This window comes from Paenibacillus sambharensis (genome assembly GCF_003233845.1).
Taxonomy (GTDB): domain Bacteria; phylum Bacillota; class Bacilli; order Paenibacillales; family Paenibacillaceae; genus Paenibacillus_I; species Paenibacillus_I sambharensis.
In genome coordinates, this window is the sequence record NZ_QKRB01000041.1 from 82,988 (window position 1) to 109,082 (window position 26,095).

At 54.5% G+C, this 26,095-nt stretch carries 24 protein-coding genes; 3 read left to right on the plus strand and 21 right to left on the minus strand.

What is annotated here, in order from left to right:
• Positions 1–66: 66 nt before the first annotated feature.
• Complete coding sequence (locus DNH61_RS08705) at positions 67–537, minus strand: hypothetical protein (RefSeq protein ID WP_111146268.1); 471 nt, start codon at positions 535–537, stop codon at positions 67–69.
• Between the two features lie 195 nt (positions 538–732).
• Between DNH61_RS08705 and DNH61_RS08710 the strand changes: the two genes are divergently transcribed.
• On the plus strand, positions 733–1,197 hold the full coding sequence (locus DNH61_RS08710) for a DUF421 domain-containing protein (protein ID WP_111146269.1): 465 nt from the start codon (positions 733–735) through the stop codon (positions 1,195–1,197).
• A gap of 99 nt (positions 1,198–1,296) precedes the next feature.
• On the opposite strand, the gene yicI is transcribed toward DNH61_RS08710, so the two are convergent.
• On the minus strand, positions 1,297–3,612 hold the full coding sequence (gene yicI / locus DNH61_RS08715) for an alpha-xylosidase (protein WP_111146270.1): 2,316 nt from the start codon (positions 3,610–3,612) through the stop codon (positions 1,297–1,299).
• Between the two features lie 125 nt (positions 3,613–3,737).
• Between yicI and DNH61_RS08720 the strand changes: the two genes are divergently transcribed.
• Positions 3,738–4,631, plus strand: a complete 894-nt coding sequence (locus DNH61_RS08720) for an AraC family transcriptional regulator (protein WP_111146271.1) — start codon at positions 3,738–3,740, stop codon at positions 4,629–4,631.
• Positions 4,632–4,738: 107 nt separating this feature from the next.
• On the opposite strand, the gene DNH61_RS08725 is transcribed toward DNH61_RS08720, so the two are convergent.
• The 11 genes from DNH61_RS08725 to tkt all read right to left on the minus strand — a co-directional run bounded on the left by DNH61_RS08725 (position 4,739) and on the right by tkt (position 16,700).
• The gene (locus DNH61_RS08725; protein ID WP_111146272.1) at positions 4,739–5,395 is read right to left on the minus strand and encodes an SGNH/GDSL hydrolase family protein; all 657 of its coding nucleotides are present in this window, start codon (positions 5,393–5,395) and stop codon (positions 4,739–4,741) included.
• 222 nt (positions 5,396–5,617) lie between these two features.
• Positions 5,618–6,223 (minus strand): esterase/lipase family protein, encoded by a 606-nt coding sequence (locus tag DNH61_RS08730; protein WP_111146273.1) that lies wholly within the window; start codon positions 6,221–6,223, stop codon positions 5,618–5,620.
• A gap of 136 nt (positions 6,224–6,359) precedes the next feature.
• Positions 6,360–7,112, minus strand: coding sequence for a phosphoribosylformimino-5-aminoimidazole carboxamide ribotide isomerase (hisA, locus tag DNH61_RS08735; protein WP_111146274.1), 753 nt, complete (start codon positions 7,110–7,112; stop codon positions 6,360–6,362).
• Positions 7,113–7,192: 80 nt separating this feature from the next.
• Complete coding sequence (locus tag DNH61_RS08740; protein WP_111146323.1) at positions 7,193–8,038, minus strand: VanW family protein; 846 nt, start codon at positions 8,036–8,038, stop codon at positions 7,193–7,195.
• A 35-nt stretch (positions 8,039–8,073) separates the two neighbouring features.
• On the minus strand, positions 8,074–8,634 hold the full coding sequence (locus tag DNH61_RS08745; RefSeq protein ID WP_111146275.1) for an NUDIX hydrolase: 561 nt from the start codon (positions 8,632–8,634) through the stop codon (positions 8,074–8,076).
• 40 nt (positions 8,635–8,674) lie between these two features.
• On the minus strand, positions 8,675–9,214 hold the full coding sequence (locus DNH61_RS08750; RefSeq protein WP_111146276.1) for an orotate phosphoribosyltransferase: 540 nt from the start codon (positions 9,212–9,214) through the stop codon (positions 8,675–8,677).
• 178 nt (positions 9,215–9,392) lie between these two features.
• A complete protein-coding gene (locus DNH61_RS08755) occupies positions 9,393–10,331 on the minus strand; it encodes a hypothetical protein (protein WP_111146277.1) in 939 nt (312 codons plus the stop codon).
• Between the two features lie 68 nt (positions 10,332–10,399).
• Positions 10,400–12,592, minus strand: coding sequence for an alpha-galactosidase (locus DNH61_RS08760; protein ID WP_111146278.1), 2,193 nt, complete (start codon positions 12,590–12,592; stop codon positions 10,400–10,402).
• A 96-nt stretch (positions 12,593–12,688) separates the two neighbouring features.
• Complete coding sequence (locus DNH61_RS08765) at positions 12,689–13,735, minus strand: LacI family DNA-binding transcriptional regulator (protein WP_111146279.1); 1,047 nt, start codon at positions 13,733–13,735, stop codon at positions 12,689–12,691.
• 194 nt (positions 13,736–13,929) lie between these two features.
• Entirely contained in the window at positions 13,930–14,586 is a 657-nt protein-coding gene (gene fsa / locus DNH61_RS08770; RefSeq protein ID WP_111146280.1) for a fructose-6-phosphate aldolase, read from the minus strand.
• 92 nt (positions 14,587–14,678) lie between these two features.
• Positions 14,679–16,700 (minus strand): transketolase, encoded by a 2,022-nt coding sequence (gene tkt / locus DNH61_RS08775; protein WP_111146281.1) that lies wholly within the window; start codon positions 16,698–16,700, stop codon positions 14,679–14,681.
• A gap of 112 nt (positions 16,701–16,812) precedes the next feature.
• On the opposite strand from tkt, the gene DNH61_RS08780 reads away from it, so the two are divergent.
• A complete protein-coding gene (locus DNH61_RS08780; protein WP_111146282.1) occupies positions 16,813–17,694 on the plus strand; it encodes a LysR family transcriptional regulator in 882 nt (293 codons plus the stop codon).
• A 143-nt stretch (positions 17,695–17,837) separates the two neighbouring features.
• On the opposite strand, the gene DNH61_RS08785 is transcribed toward DNH61_RS08780, so the two are convergent.
• The 8 genes from DNH61_RS08785 to DNH61_RS08820 all read right to left on the minus strand — a co-directional run bounded on the left by DNH61_RS08785 (position 17,838) and on the right by DNH61_RS08820 (position 25,929).
• Positions 17,838–18,104, minus strand: coding sequence for a DUF6171 family protein (locus DNH61_RS08785; RefSeq protein WP_111146283.1), 267 nt, complete (start codon positions 18,102–18,104; stop codon positions 17,838–17,840).
• A gap of 101 nt (positions 18,105–18,205) precedes the next feature.
• The gene (locus tag DNH61_RS08790; RefSeq protein WP_245948061.1) at positions 18,206–19,015 is read right to left on the minus strand and encodes an alpha/beta hydrolase; all 810 of its coding nucleotides are present in this window, start codon (positions 19,013–19,015) and stop codon (positions 18,206–18,208) included.
• Complete coding sequence (locus DNH61_RS08795; protein WP_111146284.1) at positions 19,012–19,782, minus strand: HAD family hydrolase; 771 nt, start codon at positions 19,780–19,782, stop codon at positions 19,012–19,014. The genes DNH61_RS08790 and DNH61_RS08795 overlap by 4 nt, the downstream gene beginning before the upstream one ends.
• 143 nt (positions 19,783–19,925) lie before the next feature.
• The gene (locus DNH61_RS08800; RefSeq protein ID WP_111146285.1) at positions 19,926–20,981 is read right to left on the minus strand and encodes a zinc-binding alcohol dehydrogenase family protein; all 1,056 of its coding nucleotides are present in this window, start codon (positions 20,979–20,981) and stop codon (positions 19,926–19,928) included.
• Positions 20,982–21,023: 42 nt separating this feature from the next.
• The gene (locus DNH61_RS08805; protein WP_111146286.1) at positions 21,024–21,974 is read right to left on the minus strand and encodes an aldo/keto reductase; all 951 of its coding nucleotides are present in this window, start codon (positions 21,972–21,974) and stop codon (positions 21,024–21,026) included.
• A gap of 34 nt (positions 21,975–22,008) precedes the next feature.
• Positions 22,009–23,619, minus strand: coding sequence for a UxaA family hydrolase (locus tag DNH61_RS08810; RefSeq protein WP_111146287.1), 1,611 nt, complete (start codon positions 23,617–23,619; stop codon positions 22,009–22,011).
• A 4-nt stretch (positions 23,620–23,623) separates the two neighbouring features.
• The gene (locus DNH61_RS08815; protein WP_111146288.1) at positions 23,624–25,102 is read right to left on the minus strand and encodes a tagaturonate reductase; all 1,479 of its coding nucleotides are present in this window, start codon (positions 25,100–25,102) and stop codon (positions 23,624–23,626) included.
• Entirely contained in the window at positions 25,099–25,929 is an 831-nt protein-coding gene (locus tag DNH61_RS08820; RefSeq protein ID WP_111146289.1) for an amidohydrolase family protein, read from the minus strand. The genes DNH61_RS08815 and DNH61_RS08820 overlap by 4 nt, the downstream gene beginning before the upstream one ends.
• Positions 25,930–26,095 lie beyond the last annotated feature (166 nt).

Below are 26,095 nucleotides of genomic sequence, written 5' to 3' on the forward strand. Positions count from 1 at the left end.
CTTCAAGGCGCTGTTATTTGTTGTTCGTACTGCCTCCTGTTGTAATGGATATAGGATTAAAGCTATTTAGCCTATAAGCTCCTGAGCTGTTATCTTGTGACCGCCTCTTACGTTGCGCCATAGTACCGAGATGGACCTGAACGGACCGACTGGCAAGGCCCACCATCCAAACATCAGCGTTATCAAACTGAACAGCATTCCCTGCAGTAGAGTGAAATGAACTTCTCTCACAAACAAGCGGCTCGTCCGCCGTGTACTGAATATGCCAAAAGAGACCGCTGCATCAAATTGTACAAACTTCGTATGACGGTCAATCTCGATATGGTTATAAAAGGCTCGGTCCGATAATATCTGGAGCCGGTTCGCGTCCAGCCACATTCGAAACTTCTCCTGCTCGCGCCGGTCATGCCGCAGAACCAAGTAAATCCCCAGTAAAATCGTACCAATTACAAGCTGCAATACTAAATCTGCAGGACTAACGCCAAATACGGCTGCACCAAAAAAACAGACAGCATAGACAAGTGTTAAAACCTCCATTAGGTCCTCCCCATTCCAATACGACTAGGCAGCTATGTTTTATATCGGAAGCGGTTAAAGGTTATTGAAGATGTTTTCGTTCACGACATTTTGCAAATTCCTTTCATTATCGTTTCAGCCTGAGCTTTTTAGATCATGTCTGTCAGGGGTAAACGTAACCTAAAGGAAACTTAACGGTGAAGAGAGGAGATTGGTATGTTTTTTGACTCTTGGATGGATCTGCTGCGTATCCTGGTGATCGGGGTGCTAGCTTACGTCTACTTGGTCATTCTCGTGCGGGTTGCCGGCAAGCGTACCCTCTCGAAGATGAATGCCTTTGACCTCGTCGTGACCGTGGCGATCGGTTCCACGCTGGCGACAGTAGTGCTTAATAAGGATATCTCACTTACGGAAGGCATACTGGCATTGACCCTGCTGGTCGGCCTGCAGTACCTGGTCGCCTGGTCGGCTGTACGAAGTGACCGTTTCGAGGAAATGATTAAATCGGAGCCGCAGCTGCTGTATTACAAGGGGGAATTCAGGCGGGAGGCCATGCGCAAGGAACGGGTAGTCGAGAACGAGGTCATGCAGTATGTACGCACCCAGGGAATGATGGAGCTAGATCAAGTTGAGGCAGTCATTCTAGAGACGAATGGCAAGATGTCCGTTATTAAGAAGTAAGACGGCTAGTCACAAAAGAAGAGGACTGCCGCCGGAATTCCCGGTGTGGCAGTCCTCTTGCTCCCTGCAGCCCTGTAAGCTGCAGGAGTATATATTCGGTTACAGCTGGATGATCAGGCTTCCAGCACTCGGCGTCAGCTTCACGCCTTCAGCCGATTGTGCCTGCGAAGCGCCTTCAGCCGATGTGATGCTTGAGATGCCGCGCAGCACGAGATGCCAAGGCTTCGATGCGCCCTCTGCGGTTACTTCAATCGTACTGCCTGTGCGAACTGCACGAACTGTCAGCTCTTCCCTGCCGTCCATTCCGCAGACAACTGTCCTCGCTTCAGCACCATCTTCAAGCTCGAACAGATGGAGCGTTACGTCATCGGCAAAATCATAATCCGGACGCTGGTTGTCCTTGCCGATCGCAATCAGGCTGTTCGGGCGTACCAGCAGCGGCATTGTCATGTAGCCGTGCTGCTCCTGCACCCATCTGCCGCCTTCAATCACTTCACCAGTGATCAGATTCGTCCAGCGGCCAGCCGGCACGTAGTAATCAGCCAAGCCTTCTGTATTGAAGATCGGCGCTACAAGCAGCTGCTCGCCCAGCATATACTGCCGGTCCAGATGGTGGGTTGTGCGGTCCTCAGGGAATTCCAGAACCATTGCCCGCATCATCGGCAGGCCGCGTTTGCTCGCTTCGACCGCATACGGGAATAGATGCGGCATCAGTGCACTCTTCAGCTCCGTGAAATAGCGGAGGACATCAACAGACTCCTCGTCGAACAGCCATGGCACCCGGTACGACTCATTCCCGTGAAGGCGGCTGTGTGAGGACATCAAGCCAAAGGCTACCCAGCGCTTGTAAATATCCGGCGGAGCAGTCGCCTCGAATCCGCTTATATCATGACTCCAGAAGCCAAAGCCCGACAGGCCGAGCGACAGGCCGCCGCGCAGCGTTTCCGCCATGGAATCGTACGTCGCCGAGCAGTCGCCGCCCCAGTGAACCGGGAACTGCTGACCGCCGGCTGTCGCAGAACGTGCGAACAGCATCGCCTCGTTCTTGCCGAGCTTGTCTTCGAGCACCTCGAATACCGCCTTGTTGTACAGGAACGTGTAATAATTATGCATCTTCTGCGGATTAGAGCCATCATAATAAACGACATCAGTCGGAATGCGTTCGCCGAAGTCTGTCTTGAAGCAGTCGACACCCATATCGACTAGACGCTCCAGATGCGACTTATACCAGCGGACGGCATCCGGATTCGTAAAATCAACCAGCCCCATGCCGGCCTGCCACTTGTCCCACTGCCACACATCGCCGTTTGGCTTCTTCACAAGATAACCCTTCTCGGCGCCTTCCTTGAACAGCGGCGACTTCTGGGCAATATACGAGTTGATCCATACGCAGATCTTCAGGCCGCGGTCCTTCAGACGGCGCAGCATGCCTTCCGGGTCCGGGAACATGTCCGGGTCCCACTCAAAATCGCACCACTGATATTCCTTCATCCAGAAGCAGTCAAAATGGAACACATGCAGCGGAATATTGCGCTCTGCCATGCCTTCGATAAAGCTGTTAACCGTCGCCTCGTCATAATCGGTCGTGAACGATGTGGTCAGCCAGAGGCCGAACGACCATGCCGGAGGAAGCGCGGGCTTGCCTGTCAGCGCCGTGTAGTTGTCAAGCACGTCCTTCAGCGTGTCGCCGCCAATAATGAAGTACTCCAGGCTCTCGCCCGGAACGCTGAAGCCAACCTTGGATACAACCTCGGAGCCCACCTCAAAGGATACGCGTTCCGGGTGATTGACGAATACGCCATAGCCGGCACTAGACAGGTAGAACGGCACATTCTTGTAAGCCTGCTCACTGCTTGTGCCGCCGTCCTCGTTCCAGATATCAACCACTTGGCCATTCTTGACGAACGGAGTGAAGCGTTCGCCGAGACCATAGATTTGTTCCCCTACGCCTAAGTCCAGCATTTCACGGAAATACGGCTGTCCCTTCTCATCCTGAAGATAAGCCGCTCCTTTGATTGAGGTACCTGTCAGACGTTTGCCGCCATATAGAAAATCCAGTGCAAATCCGCCCTTGGTACGGATCTTGGCAGTTAGCGAGCCGTTCTGGTACATAACATGATTGCCATGATTGGCAATATCTGCTTGTACTGAAGCGTCATGTGCTGTTTCAAACTCCGGCCCAACCTTGCGTATTCCGGCATGATGCGTCCAGCGCACCCGGATAACATCCTTAAGCGGCGAGCTGAATTCCGCCGTAAGCATCGTACCGTTGAGGGTATCGCCTTTCTTCTCCACAAACTTGCAGGCGGAGTATACGGATAAATCGCTGCCGCTGACCTGCACATCACGAACATCGATCGGATAGGAAATGGTAACGCCTTCACGAATTTGCCAATAACCGTCGGTAAACTTCATTTGAGATCCCTCCCTGTCTATGCTTATAATGATATTGACAATCCGCGATCATTTCTCACCCGATTTTGCCTTTCTTTATCACGATTTTGACATTTAACTATTATTACACGCCAGGAGGCGGGTCTATGAACAAGGCAACGCTGAAGGAAAACCGCAAGCACGGCGACCCGGTCTATCCGGTGAGCACCTATGATATACATGTTGCCTCTGACGAGCCGCTGCTGGACCTGCATTGGCATGATGAGCTTGAGCTGCTGCTGGTCACGGAGGGGCAGGCCGTCTTCCGGGTGGATGTTCATGATTACGAGGTGAAAGCAGGCGAAGCCATCTTCGTCAATTCTGGCGAGCTTCATTCGGGTTATGTGGCAGGCAGTTCAGCCTGCTCCTTCGAGGCGGTCGTCTTTCATGCGGAGCTGCTGGGCGGCGGTGCAATCGATATTGTGCACGATCAATATATACAGCCTCTTATGCGGAAAAATTACACTGTTCCCGTCCATATCACGGGACAGACGGGAGAAGGCCGCGATATACTCGGGATGCTTAACAGCCTGTTTGCCGTCAACAGGTCAAAGTCCCCTGTATATGAGCTGACAACCAAAGGCCTGCTGTGCCTGATCCTCTCCAAGCTTCTGCTGCTTGGCGTTCCGGGCGATCTAGGCAAGAAAGCACGAACGGGCAGCTACCGGATCGACCGGCTGAAGAAGGTCATTCAATATATTGAACAGCATTACCCGGAGCCTATTCTGCTTAAGGAACTGGCAGGCCAGGTATCTATGAGCGAAGCGTACTTCTGCCGGTTCTTTAAGAACATCACGACCAAGAGCCCTGTATCGTACATTAATGATTACCGCGTACAGCAAGCAGCGCTGCTGCTTCGCCAAACCGACAAGAAGGTAATGGAAGTCGCACTTGATGTCGGCTTCAACAATCTTAGCTACTTCAACACTATGTTCAAGCAGCGCTTCGGCTGCACGCCTGTTACGTACCGCAAGCGTGAACAGGATACAGAGCCGTTATGACGACAGAAGCGGCAGACTGTACTAGTATTAGAATGCTCCCGCCCCCTAATATGCGTGTCAGACTGCCGCTTCATTTTGTTATTATAGAACATGTAATGCAGATAACCTTAGCTGCGCTGCCAATCAAATCCCACTGCATTCAGGAAGGCACGGGCAAGCACCATATGACCGGCCTGAGTGGGATGTACCCTGTCCCATGCTAGAGTAGCGGAATACAGCTCCTTTAATACCTTATTAAAGGCAGCTTGGGTGTCGATAAACAGCGCACCTTGCTCCTCTGCTATTCGCTTGACCACCAAGCCGTACTCATTCATCTTCTGCCGCATCTTGTCCTGTTCATTAGACTCCAGATAGAACGGAGTCATCAGAACCAGCTGCTTCACCCGCGGCTTGACGGCAGATGTCAATTCCCGAAGCGTATGTTCATACTCATCCATATAGACATGCCATTCCTTAATATTCGGCACATCGAACTGCCGCCACACATCATTGATCCCGATCATCACTGCCAGCCAGTCCGGCTCCTGGTTAATAACATCCTCCTGCCATCTGGCCTTCAGGTCACGGACCGTATTGCCGCCGATTCCTTTGTTGACAACCCGGATGCCAAGCTCCGGATAGACGGCCTGCAGCATCGCGTCAACCAGTGACACGTAGCCTTTGCCGAGTGCACCGAAGAGCCCTTCCCCTTCCGGCTTTGCCCTTTCGCAATCTGTGATTGAATCGCCGATGAACAACAGCTTCTGTCCCTGCTCCAGCTTCATATGTATGCTCCTCTCTCTGCACTTGTTAACCTGCCAGTTGGGTTAACCGCTTACAATTACTCAACTGCCAAGTACCGTTCAACCCTACTTTACTCCATTACAACGGGTGCCGTCCACGGTATCTACAAGCAATATTGTGCTTATGACGGCAAAAATCCTGGTATTATGCAGCTTATCCGCCGCACAATACCAGGAGCTTCAAATCAACAAAAAAGGTAATAACTACTCCAGAAGAGCTGCTTTCACAAGACCATTTACGTAGGAACTGAAGATAAGGCCAATATGCGAAACGCCCGAAATCTGAATGTTGTTAGCGCCATAGAGTCTCGAAAGCGTAGGTGAAACGATTGTGTCGCTTGTCGAGTAGATGGATGTAACGTCTACTCCGGCTGGAGCATAGCTTGTTGTCAGACGGTTAGCGCCGCCAAGCGTGATCAGCTTGTCCACTTTGGCCGCTCCGCCACGGTTCAGGATGTAGTACAGGCTGTTCGCTCCGCCCATACTGTGTCCGATTAGGTGAACCTCACTGTGGCCCGTTCTTCTCAGAACATCATCTACAAAGTTCTCAATGGCTGCAGAATTTAGCAGCTGATTGCCCTGCTTGCTAGGGAGATCAATCGCATACAATTCACTGCTCGTCCAGCCCTGGCTCAGCAGATATCTCTTGATATAAGAGAAATTGGAGTCAGATCCTGATAAACCGTGTACGAACACCACAGGTGTCCGGGCAGTCGCAGCGGAAGCCTCCGAAGGCTTGTAACCAGCTGCTACCGTTACCATCATTACAAAACTCAATACCAATGCTGCAAACCACTTGCTCCTTCTCATTAATTCATCCTCCCAGTATGTAATTAGAAACCTAATTAATCATACCAAGCGGCAACAATAACTGTAGGAGCCGCAGCACTATTTTACAATATATGACTCAGGACCCTGTAAAATGATCTTCTGTATAACCCCAGTCTTACCTGCAGTAGGCCAGCACTTCCTTATAAGGCAGACTGCCGCCGAACAGATCCAGCGCACTTCCGACTGTAATGTCCATCTTACCCTCTGCCAATTCATGGAATCGTGCCAGGTCCTCCAAGGATCTGGCTCCCCCGGCATAGGTAGTCGGTATCGATACCCACTCCGTCAATTTGGATACCAGCGGCTCTAGAATGCCGGTACGCTTACCTTCCACATCAACAGCATGGACCAGGAACTCGTCACAGTACTGCTCCAGCATGCGAATGTTGTCCTGGTTCAGCTCAAAATCACTGAATGTGCGCCACTGATTAGTCACGACATACCAAGTCCCGTCCTTCTGCTTGCAGCTGAGATCAATTACCAGCTTCTCTCTGCCAATTTCCGACACAAGCTGGTCCAGATGGTCCATTCGCAACCTTCCATCCTGAAACACATAGGAGGTGACGATAACATGCGAAGCACCACGCTCAAGCCATGCTGCAGCATTGTCGGCCTTGATGCCGCCGCCTATCTGCAAGCCTCCCGGGTATGCACGTAGCGCTTCCCCGGCCGCTTCCTCGTTGCCGCTGCCGAGCATAATGACATGACCGCCCGTCAGGCCATCCTGCTTGAACCGGTCCGCATAATAGGCAGGCGTATGTTCGGATACAAAGTTTTCTACTACCTGGCTGGCATCCTCCTGCAGTGTTTCCCCTACGATCTGCTTGACTTTCCCTTGGTGAAGATCAATGCATGGTCTGAATTTCAACTGCCTCTCAACCTTTCCTAATCCTGTGCTGACTTCATCTTATATTACCTTACTCCATACCGCAGCGGATTGTCCATGGCCTAAGCCTGCTGTACATCAGCTGCAGGCCCGGCTGCTTCGGCCAGAAGCGGCTCATACATCATTAAGGCATGATTCTCAGTTATGTATTCGTCCTTAACCAGTCCAGCGTCCATGTTATAAACATGCCGCCAAATTTCGTTATGACGGGTATACGCGCCCCAAGGCTCAGCCTGCATTCTGTGCGCCTTCTCATATACCTTGTAGGTGTGGACAGGCACCGCATCTGACCGCCAGGAGCCGACCAGCTCATTGTCTGCCACCCGCAGACATAACTGGTAGCAGGCTTCTGTTGTGTTGCATATTTGAAGATCCAGATAATTATAAGCACAGGTTGCTCCCGAGCCGAACGGAAGCTTCCGGTTGGCGTCCGGAAATACATCATAGCTGTGCCTGTGGCGCTCGGTGACTGTTAGCGGGGAATGCAGCGTCATCCAATAGATCAGATTGGAGAGCTGACAGAGCCCGCCGCCATAACCTGGCTTGAAGGTGCCAAAGTAAAGGACCATTCCCTCCACATAACCGCGGCGCTTACTCGGATTGCCGATTGTCCGCCAGTAAGACAGGGTTTCGCCCGGTCTGATGATCACCCCGTCCAGCTTGCTGCATGCCAGCTTCAGATTATGGACCTTGTTATGCTGCAGCCACATGTCTACATCCTTCAGCTTGCGAAGGGTTGGCGTCCGGTGAGTGAAGATCGTGTAGGGAAGACGTCCCGCGTGAAGAGCCGGCTTGTCAGCATAGCGCTTCCCAGGCCAATACCAGCTGGCATAGCGCCGGGTTCGGTAGAACCATTTGCCAAGAGTTAACCGCAGAACGGACCGCTTGACTGGTTTTAAGGCAGACATTACTCTCGGATTGTCCACGCCGTGCTTCTCCTCCCCTAGGCCTGTCCAGCTGTCCGCAGCTGGTGAGCGTACAAGTAATATTCCGCGATGTCCTCCCTGCCGATCGAACGAAAGCGACGGACAGCCTCGTCGATACTTACCGTTTCCACTGCGGCGACCTGCTCTCCGTCAGGCGGGTTCAACGGGCTGCAGACCACCTGTATCTCTCCGTAGCCGATTAACCGGATGCATACAGGATGCGGAATATGCGGCCTATAAGGCTTTGGGGCGCTGGAATGATTAATAATCTGGGCCATCAGCCGAAAGGACACCAGTTCAGCACCAAGCTCTTCCATAACCTCCCGCCTCAAAGCATTCATATAATGCTCACCCGGTTCCAGCGTACCGCCAGCAAGCTCCCAACGGCCGTCGGACAGCTGCATGACCGCGTACTGGCCCCCTACTACAGGGATAATGCTTACATTGCTTACCAGTGACTCATCTACCGCTTCTATCCCTTCAACCGGGACAAACCGGGCCTCAATATACCCTTGATCCATCGGCCTCGACAGCACGGGATAATTAGCGAGCCGCTGCATCATGTCCACCTTATTCATTCTCTATACCTACCCTCTCCCGGTCCAAGTCTTTCAAGTACTAGTCCTCGATCTGCTTTGGGACATTCAGCAGTTCATCCTTCTCATACAAGGCATGCAGCTGCAGCCCTTCCCGCTTCAGCTCTTCTGCTGCAGCAGGATTCCATGCAATAACAGCGATCACATCCTTTACGTCAGCCCCGCCTTGGCGCAGCTCTGAAGCCCGCTGGATCAGTTCATCCGTTTCATCCACGAGATCTGTAATCAGGCTTACCCGCTTGCCTTCAATCCGCATGCCCTCTGCCTGCCTGCAGGTGCCATAGGGCTCCGCATGCTTACGGACAAAGGCCGCCGGAATTTGGGATTGCAGAGAAAGTGCTGTAGCGATTGGGATACCACGGACTGCGATTCCAGCCAACACATCAACCCCAGGCGGAATCAACGGCTCCAGGTAACCTGCCGCCCGCTTCAGCAGCTTGGGATCAGATTGAAACATGTAATGGTCGATATAAGTCTCGGCCAAACCGCCTGTCTTCAAGCGGTATTGGCCGGTTAGTTTGGACATACTGCAAATTTCTTTCGCCAGATTTTGTTTATCCATCGGATCCCTCCTCGTGTTCATCCTATCTTAAGGCAAGATGTGATGCCTAGCATTTATTACCCTTATATACGTTATATGACCAGCTGGGCAGTTAATAGACAGAAGACCGTGCAGCCTTGTGAGATTCACACTGCTGAACGGTCTTAAATCGTGCATGATTACATTGATACGGACTTTGCTAGGAACTGACCAGCGAATCCAGCGATGTGAAGGCAAGTGTGCCAAATCCCGCCGATGCTTCCTCATGCGGCATGTTGACATGGAAGATGTAACCTTGGCCATCCACTTCCTTCACAATCATTTCCCTCGTCAGATTGTCGCTTGAACTCATCAGAAACAGGGAAGCATCCCGCATAGCCGGATGTATTTCGTCTCCTGTCAGCTCCCGGACGTCCCCGTTTTCCTTCAAGTCGGCAGTTGCCTCCCGGCGCAGCTCATCCAGATTATAGTCGGAAGGCAGCTTGGTGATATCCACATAATAGTCGTTATCGATATCCATAACAAGCCGGTCCTCCTCAGGCTTGAAGGTGAAGCCATCGAAGACATACAGCGAGTATCCGTCCGCTTCAGCCAGCTTCGCAGTCCGGCTCTCGGTCATCCCTTCCATCTCCAGCTCGAAGGTTTGCTCTGCAGGCAGGCTCGCGGCTTGGCCGCTGTCAGCCGAACCGGTCGCAGCTCCGGCACCCGCTTTACCGCCAGCTGAACCGGTTTCCGAGTCCTTCCACAGCTTAGTAAGCTGTCTTTGCTTAACCGACTCGCTGCCCTGGACCGTAAGCTCTGTATATTCGAACTTCACCTTATCGCCTTCACTCAGCTCCGTGAGCACTTCTTCCATGCCCTCTGCAATCTCATAGGTGTTGGGACCATCCTCCGTCTCGATTTCAATCGAGTGGCTGTCCTGCTGTCCGTTATAAATGCCGCTTCCTTGAAGGACCGTGTCTTCTCCGGCTTGCTCGTCCGGCTGCTCTGCCGGCTGTTCTGCCGGTGCCGGAGTGTTCTGGCTGCTGCCGTTGTTTGCAGCAGGAGCGGTCTCCTTATTGTCTCCGCTGCAGGCCGACAAGGATACAGCCAGCAGCATGGTTACCCCCATAATCATCCATCTGTTGTGTTTGTTCATCGGTATGAACACCTCCGTAACTATTAACGAATGTGCCCACAAAAAGTTGCAGACTGTGCTCGCTTAACTTAGTCCACAGCAGTCAGCCGGTAGACTCGGCTCTCAAAATCCCCGTGGAACTGCGGTGCGGGAAGACCTGCATACATGAGCTCGTCACCGCCATAATGCTCCCCATCCAGGTCAAGCCGGTAATTCATACCCGGGTCCATTCCTTTTAAGCGGAATCGCGAAAGCGGAGCATAAGGCTCTTTAAGCACGGACACATATACCGCGAAGGCTTCCCTTTTATCCTTCGAGATAAACATCCACGCCGTATCATTCCCCTCGAATGGACTCAGCAGGCGGTAAAAGTCACCAAACTGTACCAGGTGGCGGATTTCCTTGTAAAGCTCCACCTGCTGCTTCACGATCTCGTTATCCTTCTCGGAGAACTTCGTCAGATCCAGCTCGTAGCCGAAGTTTCCGGATAACGCGACATGACCGCGTGTTTCCAGAGGCGTTATGCGTCCCACTTGATGATTCGGTACGGCTGACACGTGTGCGCCCATTGCACTCACCGGATAGACAAGGCTGGTGCCGTACTGAATTTTTAGCCGGGAGACGGCATCTGTATTGTCACTGGTCCAGGTCTGAGGCATGTAATACAGCATTCCCGGATCGAAGCGTCCGCCGCCGCCCGAGCAGCTCTCAAACAAGATATCAGGGAATGTGCTTGTAATACGCTCCAGCACACTGTACAGGCCAAGCATATAGCGGTGTGCCGTTTCGCGCTGACGCTCCGGCGGGAGGAGAGCGGAGCCGATCTCCGTCATATTCCGGTTCATATCCCATTTCACATACGTAATAGGGGCACTTGCCAAAATATCTGATACAGACTGAACGATGTAATCCTGTACATCCTGCCGCGACAGATCAAGAATCAGCTGATGGCGCGCCTTCGTCCGGCGGCGGCCTTCCACATGCAGGCACCAGTCCGGATGCTTGCGGTACAGCTCGCTCTCTGTTGAAACCATCTCCGGCTCAAACCATAGCCCGAACTGCATGCCCATGTCCCGCACCCGTTTCACAAGATCCTCCAGGCCATTCGGCAGCTTGTTCCGGTCTACGAACCAGTCACCGAGCGATGTCGTGTCATCATCCCGCTTGCCGAACCACCCGTCATCAAGCACGAACAGCTCAATCCCGAGCTCCTTGCCCGCCTTAGCAATGGACTCAATTTTGTCCGCATTGAAGTTGAAATACGTGGCTTCCCAATTGTTGACCAGAATTGGTCTGGTCTGATCCCGGAAAGCCCCTCTGCAGAGCCTGGAACGATAGATATCATGGTAGGTCCGCGACATCCCGCCAAGCCCTTCATGGGAATGTACCATGACGACCTCCGGTGTCTGCAGTGATTCTCCTGGCTCCAGCCGCCAGCCAAAATCAAACGGGTTCAGCCCCATGAACAGCCGGGCGCTGTGAAACTGGTCCACTTCAACCCCCGCAAGGAAGCTGCCGCTGTACACAAAGCTGATACCGTACACATCGCCATGATCCTCATCCGCGCCGTCAGCCATCAGAGCGAGGAACGGATTTTGCACATGGCTGCTTGAGCCTCTGCGGCTCTCGACGGACTGCATGCCCGGCACCAGCCTGCGCTTGTGCATATAGCGCTCCCGCGCCCAGGCCCCCGACAGCTGCACCATTTCGAATTGGTCGCCCGCAAAATCCAGACTCATGCTGAGCGCCCGCTTGAGCTGAAGCACTCCATTGCCGTCGTTCACAAGCCTGGCGGAGCGGGTTATAACATCCATGTTTTCGAATACGGTATAGGACAACATTACGCGCAGTCCGCTGTGTGTATCCTTAAGCGTCAGTTCCAGCGTCTCCGCCTCGTCTTCGGACTCCGCATAAGTAGACGGCAGACCCTCAAGAGCAGGCTTGCCCTTATGGATGACATGAGAGTCGTAGATCAGCTCTGCGACGGCTGAACCATCAGGCAGCTCTACGTGGTAAGCAGGACTTCGAAAATCCGAGCTGCCGTACCCCGGATACTCCTGTGGCAGGGTGTCAAGGGTAAGCGCCGGATTCTCATCATCTGTACTAGGGCTGAACGAAGCGCGCGGAGTCATCTCCAGCAGATGCGTGAGCTGTGTGCCCCGTACCCGTCTGCCCCAATACAGATGCGCCGGATAGCCCCTGCCAACAATCTGGAACACATAGCTGGTATTGCGGGCCTGAAGGTGAAACAACTGTCGGTGTGAATCAATATGAATACCCATTTTAATTCCTCCATTTATGTGGATTTACGGGGACAGTCCGTATGGTTAGAAGACAGTCCGCCGATGATACCTGAACACTGGCCGTTCTGACACCCGTCAAGCTTCTCCCGACCTTCTGTCCCCTCCGCAGCTTTCCCGGATGATGAGCCTCGTGCCCACTGTTGCATGGACGGCAGCCTCCCTTCCCTCCAGCCGCTCCAGTAGAAGTTGAACCGCCGTGCGGCCCATCTGGTCGGTATACACCTTCACGGTTGTGAGCGGAGGGTTAACGAAGGCCGATACCTCAATGTCGTCGAACCCGACAATAGCCATCTCCGATGGTACCTGAACGCCTTCCTCATGCAGAGCCTTCAAAGCCCCAATCGCCATGGGATCACTTGCAATGAAGCAGGCTGTTGGCCGCTCATCCAAGGCAAGCAGCTGCTTCATCAGTCTGTAGCCGCTCGTTGTGGTCCAGTCTCCCTCCAGCACAAGCTCTGGCTGCAGCAATCCTTGCTCAGACAGCATGCGCTCCAGATATAACCGTCTTGCCTCCGCAATCGGGCGGCCTCCTGCCTCATCACCCAGCTTGTGAATCCAATCGTGTCCGCCGATATAGCCGATCCTCCGATGTCCAAGGGATATGAGATGCCGGATGACCGACTCCACAGCTTCCCCGAAATGCAGATTAACCGAATCACACCCCGGCCGCTGGATAGAATGGTTTACGAAGACGACACGGTCTTCACGGCCAAGCTGCCTGATCACATCATCATGGTCAATTGACCCGATAACAATCAGCCCGTCAAGCTGCTGGAACGGCAGGGGATCAAGAGGCGCACTGCCCCGGATGATCTTGCTGACGGCAATCCCAAGCTCCTCACCATTGAACTCAATACCGCGCCTAATGGCTGAGAAGTAGGGGTCCTCCCTCTCCTGCTCCGGTGAAGACCACATGAGCAGACCAATCTCCTGTCTAGCCAGCTCCTTAACCCGTTTCTGCCTGCGCAGTCTGGACGGCTTATACCCCATCTCTTCCGCGATGGAGAAGATTCTGCCCCTTGTCTCCTCGCTTACCGAGAGCGCCGGGTCGTTGTTCAGCACCCGTGATACGGTCGCCGTCGATACCCCGGCCTTGATCGCAATGTCTTTGATCGTTGCCAAATCATTCACCGCCAATCTATGCCGCGCTTTTGTTTAGTTAATAAATTTACTAAAAACTGAGTCCATTTTATCAAACAGCCTCTTCTTCTGCAAGCGGTTACGTGAAAATAATAAAAGCTGTCCCAATCCGGATTAAATCCTTCATGGGACAGCTTAGGTGAAGCTCTCTATCAGTTATCTATGCAAATGCGTGATTAGAACTGGCTCTGCTTAGCGCCTTCCCAGTCTTTCAGGAAGCGTTCGATGCCCGCATCGGTCAGCGGATGGTTAGCCATCGATTCAATTACTTTGTAAGGCACTGTCGCGATATCCGCACCAACAGCAGCCGCTTCAATAATATGTGTCGTGTTGCGAACGCTCGCAGAGATGATCTCGCTCTCAATGCCGCCCGCTACGAAGATCTGACGGATTTCCTTGATCAGGTTGATACCGACCTGGTTGATGTCATCCAGACGGCCGATGAACGGCGATACATACGTTGCGCCTGCACGGGCAGCCAGAAGCGCCTGCGGCGAGCTGAAGATCAGGGTTACGTTCGTCTTGATGCCAAGATCTCTGAATTGCGAAGTCGCCTTCAAGCCCTCAAGAGTCATAGGGAGCTTGATTACGATGCCAGGGCCGATTTCTGCCAGCTTCTTGCCCTGCTCAACCATTTCATCGGCTTTAAGGGAGATAACTTCGGCGCTCACTGGAATGTCGCCAACAATAGAAATGATTTCTTTTACGACGGTGAAGAAGTCTCGGCCTTCCTTCGCGATCAGGGAAGGGTTCGTTGTTACACCGGAGATAACGCCCAGCTCGTGTGCCTTGCGGATTTCCTCTACATTAGCCGTATCAATAAACAATTTCATGGTTTATCCCTCTTTTCCAATTATTATGGTCACCTATTATTCTAGGACAACTTCATCAAGATGCAAAGGCTGCTAAAGTCCTATTCGAAATACTAATGATAGAAACGAGATTTGATCTGCCCGATAACGCCCTCAACTGTAAAGCCGTACTCGGAAATAACGCGAGCCGCTTTCGCCGAGGCGCCGAATTTGCGGATGCCGATCTGAAGCTTGCTGCCGCTGATGACGTCATCCCAGCCAGCCGGATATGCCATCTCGATCACAACGTTCTTCTCAACCTCCGGCAAGACAACGGAATTGCGGTACTCAACGGACTGTGCTTCAAAGAGCTCACGGCTTGGCATGCTGATGACACGTACGCCAATGCCTTCTTCAGCAAGCTTCGCACGAACATCCATCGCCAGACTGACTTCAGAGCCAGTGGCCACGATTTGCACCTCAGGCTTGCCGTTCTCTGCATCTGCGAGCACATAACCGCCTTTCGCAACGCCTTCGCGCGCCAGTGTCTTCGTGCCTTCCAGCACTGGTAGATTCTGTCGGGTAAGCGCCATAACGAACGGGCCCTCCTTCGCCTGCAGGGCATAATGCCATGCGGCCGAAGTTTCATTCGCATCAGCCGGACGGAACAGCGTCAGATCAGGGATCATCCGCAGGGACGGGATCTGTTCAATCGGCTGGTGGGTAGGACCGTCTTCGCCAACTGCAATGCTGTCATGTGTAAACACATAGACAACAGGCTGCTTCATCAATGCCGACAGCCGGATTGCCCCCCGCAGGTAGTCACTGAAGACAAGGAACGTACCGCCGTATACCTTCAAGCCGCCGTGCAGCGCCATGCCGTTAAGTGCGGTGCCCATTGCAAATTCCCGTACGCCGAACCAGAGATTGCGGCCTTCGTAGCTGTCCGAGCTGAAGTTGCCGTACTTGTTCATGGCCGTCATGTTCGAGCTCGCAAGGTCAGCCGATCCGCCTACAAGCTGTGGAACACGGTCAGCGAGAGCCTGGATGGCTTTTCCTGAAGCTACACGGGTCGAGATTTGGCTGCCATCAGCTTCATAGACCGGCAGATCGGTATCCCAGCCCTCCGGCAGCTCACCCTTGACAAGCTGCTCGAACTTCGCAGCTTCTTCAGGGAACGCTTGACGGTAACGGTTCAGCAGCTCCTCCCATTTCGCCTGCTCTGCAGCGCCGGTTTCCTTCACCTTGGCGAAATCCTGATAGACTTCATCAGGCACATGGAAGTCAGGTTCAAGCGGCCAGCCGAGCGCTTCCTTGGTCAGCTTGAGCTCTTCCTCTCCGAGCGGGCTGCCGTGTGTGCCGCCATGTCCGCCCTTGCCTGCTTTGTTCGGGCTGCCGTATCCGATTGTTGTCTTGATCTCAATCAGAGTCGGACGGCCGGTCTCCGCTTTGGCCTGCTCGATTGCCGCCGAGATTGCAGCTACATCGTTCTGCTCATCCACCCGCAGATAATGCCAGCCGTACGATTCGAACCGGCCTTTAATATCTTCAGAGAAGGACATGTTCAGCTCGCCGTCGAGTGAAATATCGTTTGAGTCATACAGAACGACCAGCTTGCCCAGCTTCAGATGGCCGGCCAGTGAAGCGGCTTCGCCCGCCACACCTTCCATCAGATCACCGTCTCCGCAGATCGTATACGTGTAATGGTCAACCAGCTGGTAGCCTTCACGGTTATATACGGCACCTAGATGCGCTTCAGCCATCGCCATGCCGACAGCCATCGCAAAGCCCTGCCCAAGCGGACCAGTCGTCGCTTCCACACCGGCCGTGTGTCCAAATTCCGGATGGCCCGGTGTTCTGCTTCCCCACTGGCGAAACGCTTTCAAATCGTCCAGAGTCAGGTCGTAACCGCTCAGATGCAGCAAGCTGTACAGCAGCATGGAGCCATGTCCAGCAGACAGCACGAACCGGTCGCGGTTAAACCACTCCGGGTTAGCCGGATTATGCTTCATCTGACGGGTCCACAGCGTATAGCCCATAGGCGCAGCCCCCATCGGCATGCCGGGGTGTCCCATCTGTGCCTTCTCTACCGCGTCGATCGTCAGAGTCCGGATCGCATTGATGCTTAATGTTTCAATCGAGCTTGTTGAAATCAACTTGTTTCCTCCTTTAACAGCTGTTGATGCACCACTCCTGCCTCTATTATAATGATTGCATTAGCTATATACGTAATTAATAATTCAAATACCCGCTATAGAAGGTGTCTATATGATTAACTTTGAGTTATACAAGGTGTTTTATTTGACGGCCCAGCTGGGAAGCCTGTCCAAAGCCGCTAAAGCGTTATATATTACACAGCCAAGTGTCAGCCATGCCATCAAGCAGCTGGAGGAGGGTTTCGGCTTGGAGCTATTCTCCCGCACCTCGAAGGGTGTCGTGCTCACCAAGGAAGGTCAAGTGCTGCATTCTTACGTCGAACAGGCCTTTAACTTTCTCTCTCTTGCCGAAGACAAGATGGCCGAGCTGAAGAACCTGGAGGGCGGAGAGCTCCGCATCGGGGGCAGTGATTCGCTGTGCAAGCATTATCTGCTGCCCTATCTTGAAGTCTTTCACGCCCAGCATCCGAATGTTAAGATCCATCTCGTTCACGGCACCACACCCGAAATCGTCTCCTACCTGAAGGAAGGCAAAATCGACTTGGGTGTTGTCCGCATGCCGGTCAACGATATTCAGTTAGAGGTTCGGGAAGGCATCCTAATCCAGGACTGCTTCGTCGCCGGTTCGAAATACAGGGAGCTGTCCGGGCAAGTGCTTTCCCTTGAGAAGCTGCTCGACTATCCGATCATTCTCTTCTCCCGCAACAGCCATTCCCGCTATGCGATAACCGGCTTGTTCCGTGATCACGGTCTGGTATTGGCGCCGGAATTTGAACTGGGCAGTGTTGACCTGCTGATCGAATTTGCCAAGACGGGTCTCGGAATCTCATATGTAACCAAGCAATTCGTAAGGAAGGAGCTTGAAGAGGAGAGCCTGTTCGAGATCAAGCTGGATGTGCCGATTCCGCAATCGAGGGTTGGCATCATCACGCTCAAGAACATGCCTCTGACCAGTGCGGCCTCTGCCTTCATAGACCGTATTCCACTGGATTGATCTGCTGCCATGCCCGCGGCTGACTGCCGGCTCTCAGCTGCGGAAGTGCTCAACAGACAGCCTGTTTGCCGCCCTGAACCAGCCCCCAAACATGAATGGGCACCCTGTCCTGTATAGCACCGGGCGCCCCTGATTCGAGTAATCTATGATTGCCATCTGCTTCCGTCCGGATTGGGACAGCTCTTGTCCGCCAGCTTCGCTCTGACCCTTACAATGCACCCGCAAAACTTGCACGTATGCCCAAATGACAGCGACTCGCAGCCGCTGCAGGAAGCAAGCCTGCTTTCATACACATCATCCGCAACGCAGTCGAAGCCTCTTGATGCCAGCTTGTTAACCATGGCCTCAATCTGTGCCTCACTGACCTGCACATCTCTGGAGCAGCCTTTGCAGCCGTCCGTTTTCTCCATCTCTTATGCCTCCCAACCATGCTGGCGCCTGTTAATATTAAGATAAGCAGCAGTCTATATGTACCCTATTATACAGGAAACAAGCAGGCCGGGAAGCGGTGTCATTCAACAAACCCGTTCGTCCTCAGCCATGATTCAAGAGCCGCGCTCCAGCCGCTGACATGCCGGCTGTCCTCAGCCAGACCCATTCCATGCCGGCCGCTTGCATAGACATGCAGGTCAAACAGCACCCCGTTACGCCGGAGAGCTGTGGCAAACGCCAGGCTGTTATCCACCGGAACAGCGCCATCATCGGAAGTGTGCCATAGGAAAGCAGGCGGCGTATCCGGGGTGACATGCCGTTCATTGGAGAGCAGTTCTATGAGCTCAGGGTCTGGATCGGTCCCAAGCAGGCTTTCACGGGAACCCTGATGCGTATAATTATCCTGCATCGTAATGACCGGATAACACAGCATAGTCAGGTCAGGACGGCTGGAAAGCCGTTCTACCGCATCCTTCGCGTCAGACTGGCCCGCGTCATAATGAACACCTGCCGTGGACGCAACATGTCCGCCCGCCGAGAATCCCAGCACACCTACACGCGCCGGGTCGACCCCAAGCGCAGAAGCGCGGTGCCTGACCGTCCGGATTGCGCGCTGTACATCCAGCTTGGCACACGGATAACGGTAAGGCGCCACCCGGTAGCGAAGCACGAAGGCAGCAATTCCCATCTCGCTTAGCCGTTCCGCGATTGGTCCTCCCTCATGCTCTGCCCGGTATACATACCCGCCGCCAGGGCATACAATAACCGCTGCTCCGCTGGGCTTTCCCTGAGCCGGGTACACCGTAAGAGCAGGCTCATGCTCCAGCCCGGTTCCTTCCGCGAGCGGTGCCCCTTCCGGCCACAATACAATCTCTTCTCTGTCCATCATTCCTGCTTCAACCTTCCTTCCGCCAGAGCCGCTTCCCTTCCGGCAGCAAGGCCGTACAAACGGGAAGCAAGCCCTTCGAATGTTGTTACTGTCATCTCCGGCATCTGCCCCTCGCCCGGCTCGGCATTCCGCTTGTTATACCAAATGCACTGCCAGCCGGCCACCCGTGCGCCCACTACATCATTAGCCCACGAATCCCCGATATAGATGCTGTTCTCCGGACGTGTGCCCGTTACCCGGTTCGCATGCTCGAAAATGCGTGCATCTGGCTTGGCAATGCCGACTGCCCCAGAGATGAAGATATGCTCATCCGGAATAAACCAGTCGATCTGCAGCGCGGCCGCCTTGCGGCGCTGATGCTCCGCCGGACCGTTCGTAATGACGCCGATGGTCCAGCCGCTCCGCTCCAGCTCGATCAAGCAGTCCGCAACGCCGGGCAGCAGCTTGATACGCCCCTGCTCCGCCAGGTACTCGTCCTGAATCTTGGAGCAGGCATCCTCCTCGAGATGAATATCAAACTCGGCGAATGCCTTTTGAATCCGCAGCACCCGCATAACATCAAGCGGCAGCTCGCCGCGCAAATACGGCTCCCATAATTCATCGCTGTGCTTGCGTACGGTGCGGAACAGATCAGCTGCCGGCACCTTGGCCAGCAGCTCGCCGGGGACATGACGCTCGGCGGCTGTCTGGAACGGGATCAGCTGGTCGTAGAGTGTATCATCCAGATCGAAAAATACGGCTTTACGGTTTGCGTTTGGTTGGTTCATGACTAGAAAACTCCTCTCAGGTGCCCTTGTTGATACCCTGGCTTGTTTTCTATCAGTATACCTGACCTTCAGCCGTTATCGAAGCATTTCCTCACATTCATCCGCCCGATTCCTCAAGATTGCTAGACTTAAGTCTGTTCCTCTTAAAGCTCGATCATCGCCTTCAGCACGCTGGAGGCCGGGCTGGTCCATTCCTGGAACTGTTCCGCAGCCTCGCCAAACGGACACCGGTGCGATATGTAGGAACCCGCATCGGCTTGCCCCGTACGCAGCGTCTCCGCAACCAGCAAAAAGTCCTCTATGGTTGCATTGCGGCTTCCCATCAGAGTCATCTCTCGCTTGTGAAACTCCGGGTCGCTGAAGGTTAGATCGCCCTTCACCAGCCCTACATACACCAGCCTTCCGCCATGAGCTACATAACGGAAGGCCGCGGTCATGGAATGCCTGCTGCCCGTAGCATCGAAGACAGCTGCCGGAAAGTCTCCGTCCGTAAGCTCCGCAATGCGCCGCTCGGCATCATCACCGGCAACAACCGTCTCATCCGCTCCCGCCCACTCCCTGCAGTGCGCCAACCTGTCCATGCTCAAATCCATGGCGATAACCCTCGCCCCCGCCCTCCTTGCAGCGGCCATGACGCCAAGCCCGATAGGACCGCCGCCAATGACCAGGACGTTCTCCCCGTGCTCTAGAGCAGCCCGTCTGACAGCATGCATCCCGATGCTGAGCGGCTCCATAACAGCAGTCTGGTCCAGCGTCAATCCGCTCGTGCGGATCAGATTAGTGAGCGGAACCGTCACCCGTTCCTGCATCCCGCCGTCCGCATGCACGCCCATGACCCGCATGCTGCTGCAGCAGTTCATCTTGCCGGAACGACAGGCCATACAGGACCCGCAGTGCAGATAAGGAATGATGCAGACCTGGTCCCCGGCATGAAGTACCGATTGCTTCCCGTCGAGCCCCATCACCTTACCCTCTTGATCCCAGCCGTCGGGACCTACCGCTTCCACTACGCCTGCAAGCTCATGTCCGAGCACACGCGGATAAGTAAAATAGGGCTGGTTGCCCTGGTAAGCATGCAAATCCGTGCCGCAAACCCCGATCCGGCGAATGCGTATCAGCGCTTCACCGGCTGCCGGAACGGGCACCGGACGCTCGGCATTCACGAGCCGCCCCGCCTTTTCACATATGATGGCCTGCATCTATTCCAGCTCCTTCATCCCTGGCCCCTATTCACATAAGGATCAGGCTCTAATCGTTTGGTTATATTCCTCCCGCCCGCTCGGCCAGCTCCTTCCCTGCACGGGTGCCAATATGGCGAGCACCTTCCGCAGCAGCTCCCGATCCATCGGCTCATCCGTCCAGCTGATGTTGCGGGTGATATTGGCGCTGCTGGCGGTACTCACGAGTGTCGTGGGAATCCGCTCATCAGCCGTAGCGAACTGGATGGCAAGCTTCGCGATGTCGCTGCCGTGCGACTCGCAGCAGCGGGCTGCCTCATGGCAGGCGCGCCGGATATCCTCGGAAGCCGGATGCCATTCAGGAGCCGGGCGCATGCTGAGCAGCCCCATGGACAGCGGTGAAGCGTTGACTAAGCCGGCCCGCTTCGCTTCAAGCAGCGGCAGGAGTTCCAGCAGCGTTGTATCATTCAGCGAGTAATGGCAGTAGGAGAGAATGACATCGGCAGGCGCCGCCTCGTCCTCCAGCGACCTTGCCAAGACAGACAGCGGAAGGCCTGAGATGCCGCTGAATCTTATCACACCCTGCCGCTTCAGCTCCCGCAGTGTCTCGAACGCTTCTGCTGCCACTTCTTCATAAGGAACAAACTCGATATCATGCAGGAAGAGTATATCCAGATAATCGGTATGCAGCCGTCTGCAGCTCTCCTCCACACTGCGCAGAATACGCTCCCGGCTGTAATCGAATTCCCGCTCGCCATACCTGCCGGCCTTGGTTGCAAGCAGGTACCTGTCACGCGCCACCTGACTCAGCGCCTCACCGAGCACCGTCTCCGCCTTTGTTAAACCATAATAGGGAGATACATCAATCAGATTGATACCGCCATCAAGCGCCGCATGCACGGTTCTTATGCTCTCCAGGTCGTCGGTTTCCCGGAATACGGAGCCCAGTGATGAAGCCCCGAAGCTGAGAACCGACACCTTCTCGCCCGTGCTTCCGAGCGGTCTGTATTTCATCCGTTACCCCTCCCGCTGTCATGCTGTTCTTGCGCTATAGAATAACGCCGTCCTTGAAGATCGCAATTTCCTTGAAGCCGTTGGTTTCATTGTGCGTTTGTGCCTCGCCGGAAGCGAGTGAAATCAGGTAATCCCACAGCGATTCAGTCAACGATGCCATCGATTCCCCTTCCAGCAGCCTGCCTGCGTTAAAATCAATCCAGTTGCGCTTGCGTGCCGCCAGCTCGCTGTTCGTCGAAATTTTCACAGTAGGAACCGGTCCGCCGAACGGCGTGCCGCGCCCTGTTGTGAACAGCACAATATGAGCACCGGCTGCGGACAGCGCGGTGACGGAGACCAGATCGTTGCCCGGCGCTTCAAGCAGTGTAAGACCAGGAAGCGAAGCACGGCCGCCATATGGCAGAACATCCGTAACAGCCGCATGGCCGCCCTTCTGTGTGCAGCCGAGTGATTTTTCCTCGAGTGTGCTGATTCCGCCCGCTTTGTTTCCCGGTGACGGATTCTCGTAGACCTCCTGGCCATGGCGGATAAAATACTGCTTGAAATCGTTAACCAGATCCACGATCCGGCTGAACACCTGCTCATTCGCGGCCCGGTTCATCAGGATGGTCTCCGCGCCGAACATTTCCGGCACCTCGGTCAGGATCGCTGTTCCGCCGGCTGCAATCAGCTTGTCGGATACAGCGCCTACGAGCGGATTGGCGGTGATACCCGACAAGCCGTCTGAACCTCCGCATTTGAGCCCCAGCTTAAGCTTGGAGACCGGCACAGGCTCACGCTGATAGCGTTCTGCGTAAGCAACCAGCTCCTCCAGCAGTTCAAGTCCCGCTTCCAGCTCATCCTCTTCATCCTGCGACCTCATAAATTTAACCCGCTCGGGATCAGCATCGCCGATCACAGCCTTGAATGAATCAATCTGGTTGTTCTCGCAGCCAAGCCCGACCACAAGCACGCCTACGGCATTCGGATGGTTGACAAGGGAAGCCAGCAGCTTCTGCGTATACGTCAAGTCATCCCCTAGCTGCGAGCAGCCGAACGGATGTGCAAAATGGTGTATCCCGTCCACCCGGCCTTCGTACATTGTGCTGGCGCGCCGTGCCAAAATCTCGCAGGTCTTATTGATGCAGCCCACCGTATTAATGATCCAGATTTCATTACGGATACCGACCTCGCCATTGCTGCGCACGTACCCCTGAAAGGTCCGGGAAGCCAGCCTGTTCGCAAGAGTCGAAGGATCGGCAGCAGCAGTGCTTCCAGTACTGTCAGCAGATCCGGTCGAAGCCTCTGCCGAAACGCCCGCTGCTGTCTCTGCAGCGGACCGGCTGGCCCCATCCTGACCCGGCTCATATGTGTAGTCCAGCACACCCTTCAGACCGCTTGTTATGTTATGCGTATGCACCCAGCTGCCCGGCTCAATATCCTGCTTGGCGACGCCGATGGAATAGCCGAATTTTAGGATATGCTCTCCTGCACTCACCCGGCGTGTCAGCATCTTATGTCCTTTGGGGATGGTATCAGCTGCAGTCAGCCTGCCCTCGCTGCTCACCTCTTCTGCAGTTAGCCCTTCCAATACTGATCCGGCAGGAATTTCCTCCAGCGCAATGACGACATGATCTTGATCGTGTAGACGAATCCATCTGCTCATCTCATCAGCTCCATTCTTCCAGGCAGCGGCCGACAGCTTCTGAAAGTCCCGGCCACTCAGACAGATCTGCGTCCCATATCGGCAGCCTCAGAAGCTCACGAGCCGTTTTATCTGCTGGAAGTCCCGCTTCTTCCGCCCGCTTCCAAGCTGCTGCAAGCTGCTCAAGCACCTGTGCGTCGTCCCGTATTATATAGACCCCGCCTGCCAGTGTACGCCCCTCATAAGCGTCACCAGTCTGCTTAACCTTACCGTAACGGAGCAGGCCTGCCAGTGTACGCGCCAGCCTGTCAGGCACCGGCTTGCCCTGCTCGGCATAGTAGGCAATGCTCGGCAGCAGGCGCACCTTAAACTTGCTCACGCTGTTCATCGCAATATCCGCAAGCCGGTGCTTGATGAACGGGTTGCCAAACCTCTCAAATACGGTCTCCGCATAGTCAAGCAGCTCAGCCCGGTCCATCGGCATCGACGGGATGATGTCCTCCTTTACCGCTTCACGGACATAGCGCCCAAAAGTATCATCCTCCATCACTTCACGCACATAATGGAAGCCGTGCAGGATGGCAATTGGCGTCATCAGGGTGTGGGCGCCATTCAGAATCCGCACCTTCCGCTGCTGGTAAGGCTTCAGATCATCGGTCCATACCACATTAAAGCCAGCGGCCTGCAGAGGCAGCAGACGCTCCAGCTCCGGCTCGGCTTCAATCGCCCAGAAGTGATACGGCTCTGCCGTATTCAGCATCGCATCCCGGTAGCCCCACTCTTCGAACCACTGCTCTGCCTGCTCATCGGGGTAACCGGTGACAATCCGGTCGACCAGCGAGTTCAGGAAGCGGCAGGAGCTGTTCACCCACTGAATGAAAGCCTCCGGCAGCTGCCAATCCTCACAGTAGCGAAGGATGCAGGCCTTGAGCTCATCTCCATTGCGTTCAAGCAGCTCGCACGGCAGAAACACCAGCCCCTTGTCAGGCGCTCCGCCCAAAGCCTGGTAACGCCGGTACAGGAAGCAAGCCATTTTCCCGGGGAACGAGAGGATGGGCTCACCCTCCTTCAGCTCTTCCTGTCGGTAGACAAGGCCCGCTTCCGTCGTATTGGATACGACTACCTGCAGCTCATCACTCTCCGCCAGTGACAGGAACCTTTCCCAATCCGCATACGGGTCAATGACCTGCGAGAAAACCGAGATGACATCCTTCCGCTCCACCTGCTTGCCATTCTCCAGTCCCCGGGTCACAAGGGTGTACAAGCCATCCTGCTCTGCCAGCTGAGCGAGCTTGGCGCTTCCTGACGGACGGGGCTGCGTTACAGCAATGCTTCCCTCATACCGCCCCTGCCTGCGGGCCTCATGAATCATCCAGTCCACAAACCCGCGCAGGAAGTTGCCTTCCCCAATCTGCAAAATCGTAACCGGGCTGTCCTTCACTGCAGGGTGCAGCCCCTGCTGACCGGCATCCAGCAGCTTTTTCGTCAGAACCTGTTCGCTCATAATTGGTAGAACTCCTTTGCGTTTAGTCCGAATAAACGGCTGTGTTCGGCTTCTCCCCAGCTCTCCGGCAGAGCATACAGCAGTGCACTCATCACTTCTTCATATTCAGCCGCCATCCGGCATACCGGCCAGTCGCTGCCGAATAAGACACGGTTAGAGCCGAATACTTCAGTCGCATGACGCACATACGGGACAAAATCATCCGGCTGCCATGCCGCGTGATCCGCTTCGGTAACCATTCCCGAGAGCTTGCAGTACATGCCCGGGTGGGCAGCAACAGCGGCCAGCTGGCTGCGCCACGGCTCCAGCTCCCCTGCCGCAATATGCGGCTTGCCTAAGTGATCCAGCACACCATGAAGACCAGGGACCAGCTCGAGGAGCCGCAGCGTATCATCCAGCTGGGATGCGGTCACAAGCAGATCAACCGGAATTTTCTGTTCGGCGAGATAGCTCATGTGATCGACAAACATGGGAGTCAGCACATCCGCCGCATCCTTCATCTCCTGTATCATGACTCTAAACCCGACCAGCTTCGGATGCTGCCTAAGCCGGCTACATAGAGAGAGACAGGCTGGATCTGCCGGATCCAGCCAGCCGACCACTCCGCCGATGGAATCGCTCTGCTCAGCCAATCCAAGCAAATATTCCGTCTCCGCTTCGGTCGGCGCTGCCTGAACGAGTACCGTCCGGTCGATCCGGTGGCGGGCAAGCTCCGGCTCCAGATGCACCGGTAGATAATCCCGGTACAGTACCGGAATATCCGGCGTTATCCAACCGTAATCACCGCGTTCAATCAACCAGTAATGCTGATGGGCATCAATACGCATAGCGGCATTCCAGCTCCTTTCCCAGCCATGATAGCGCTTTACTAACTTAACTACCTTCATTATAAAGCAATAAATTCAGGATAAAATAACGAATTCTCGCACATTTATACTCTTTTTTGATATCCTAGATGTAATCCCGCTAACTCCGAAGGAGGTTTAGTCTGTT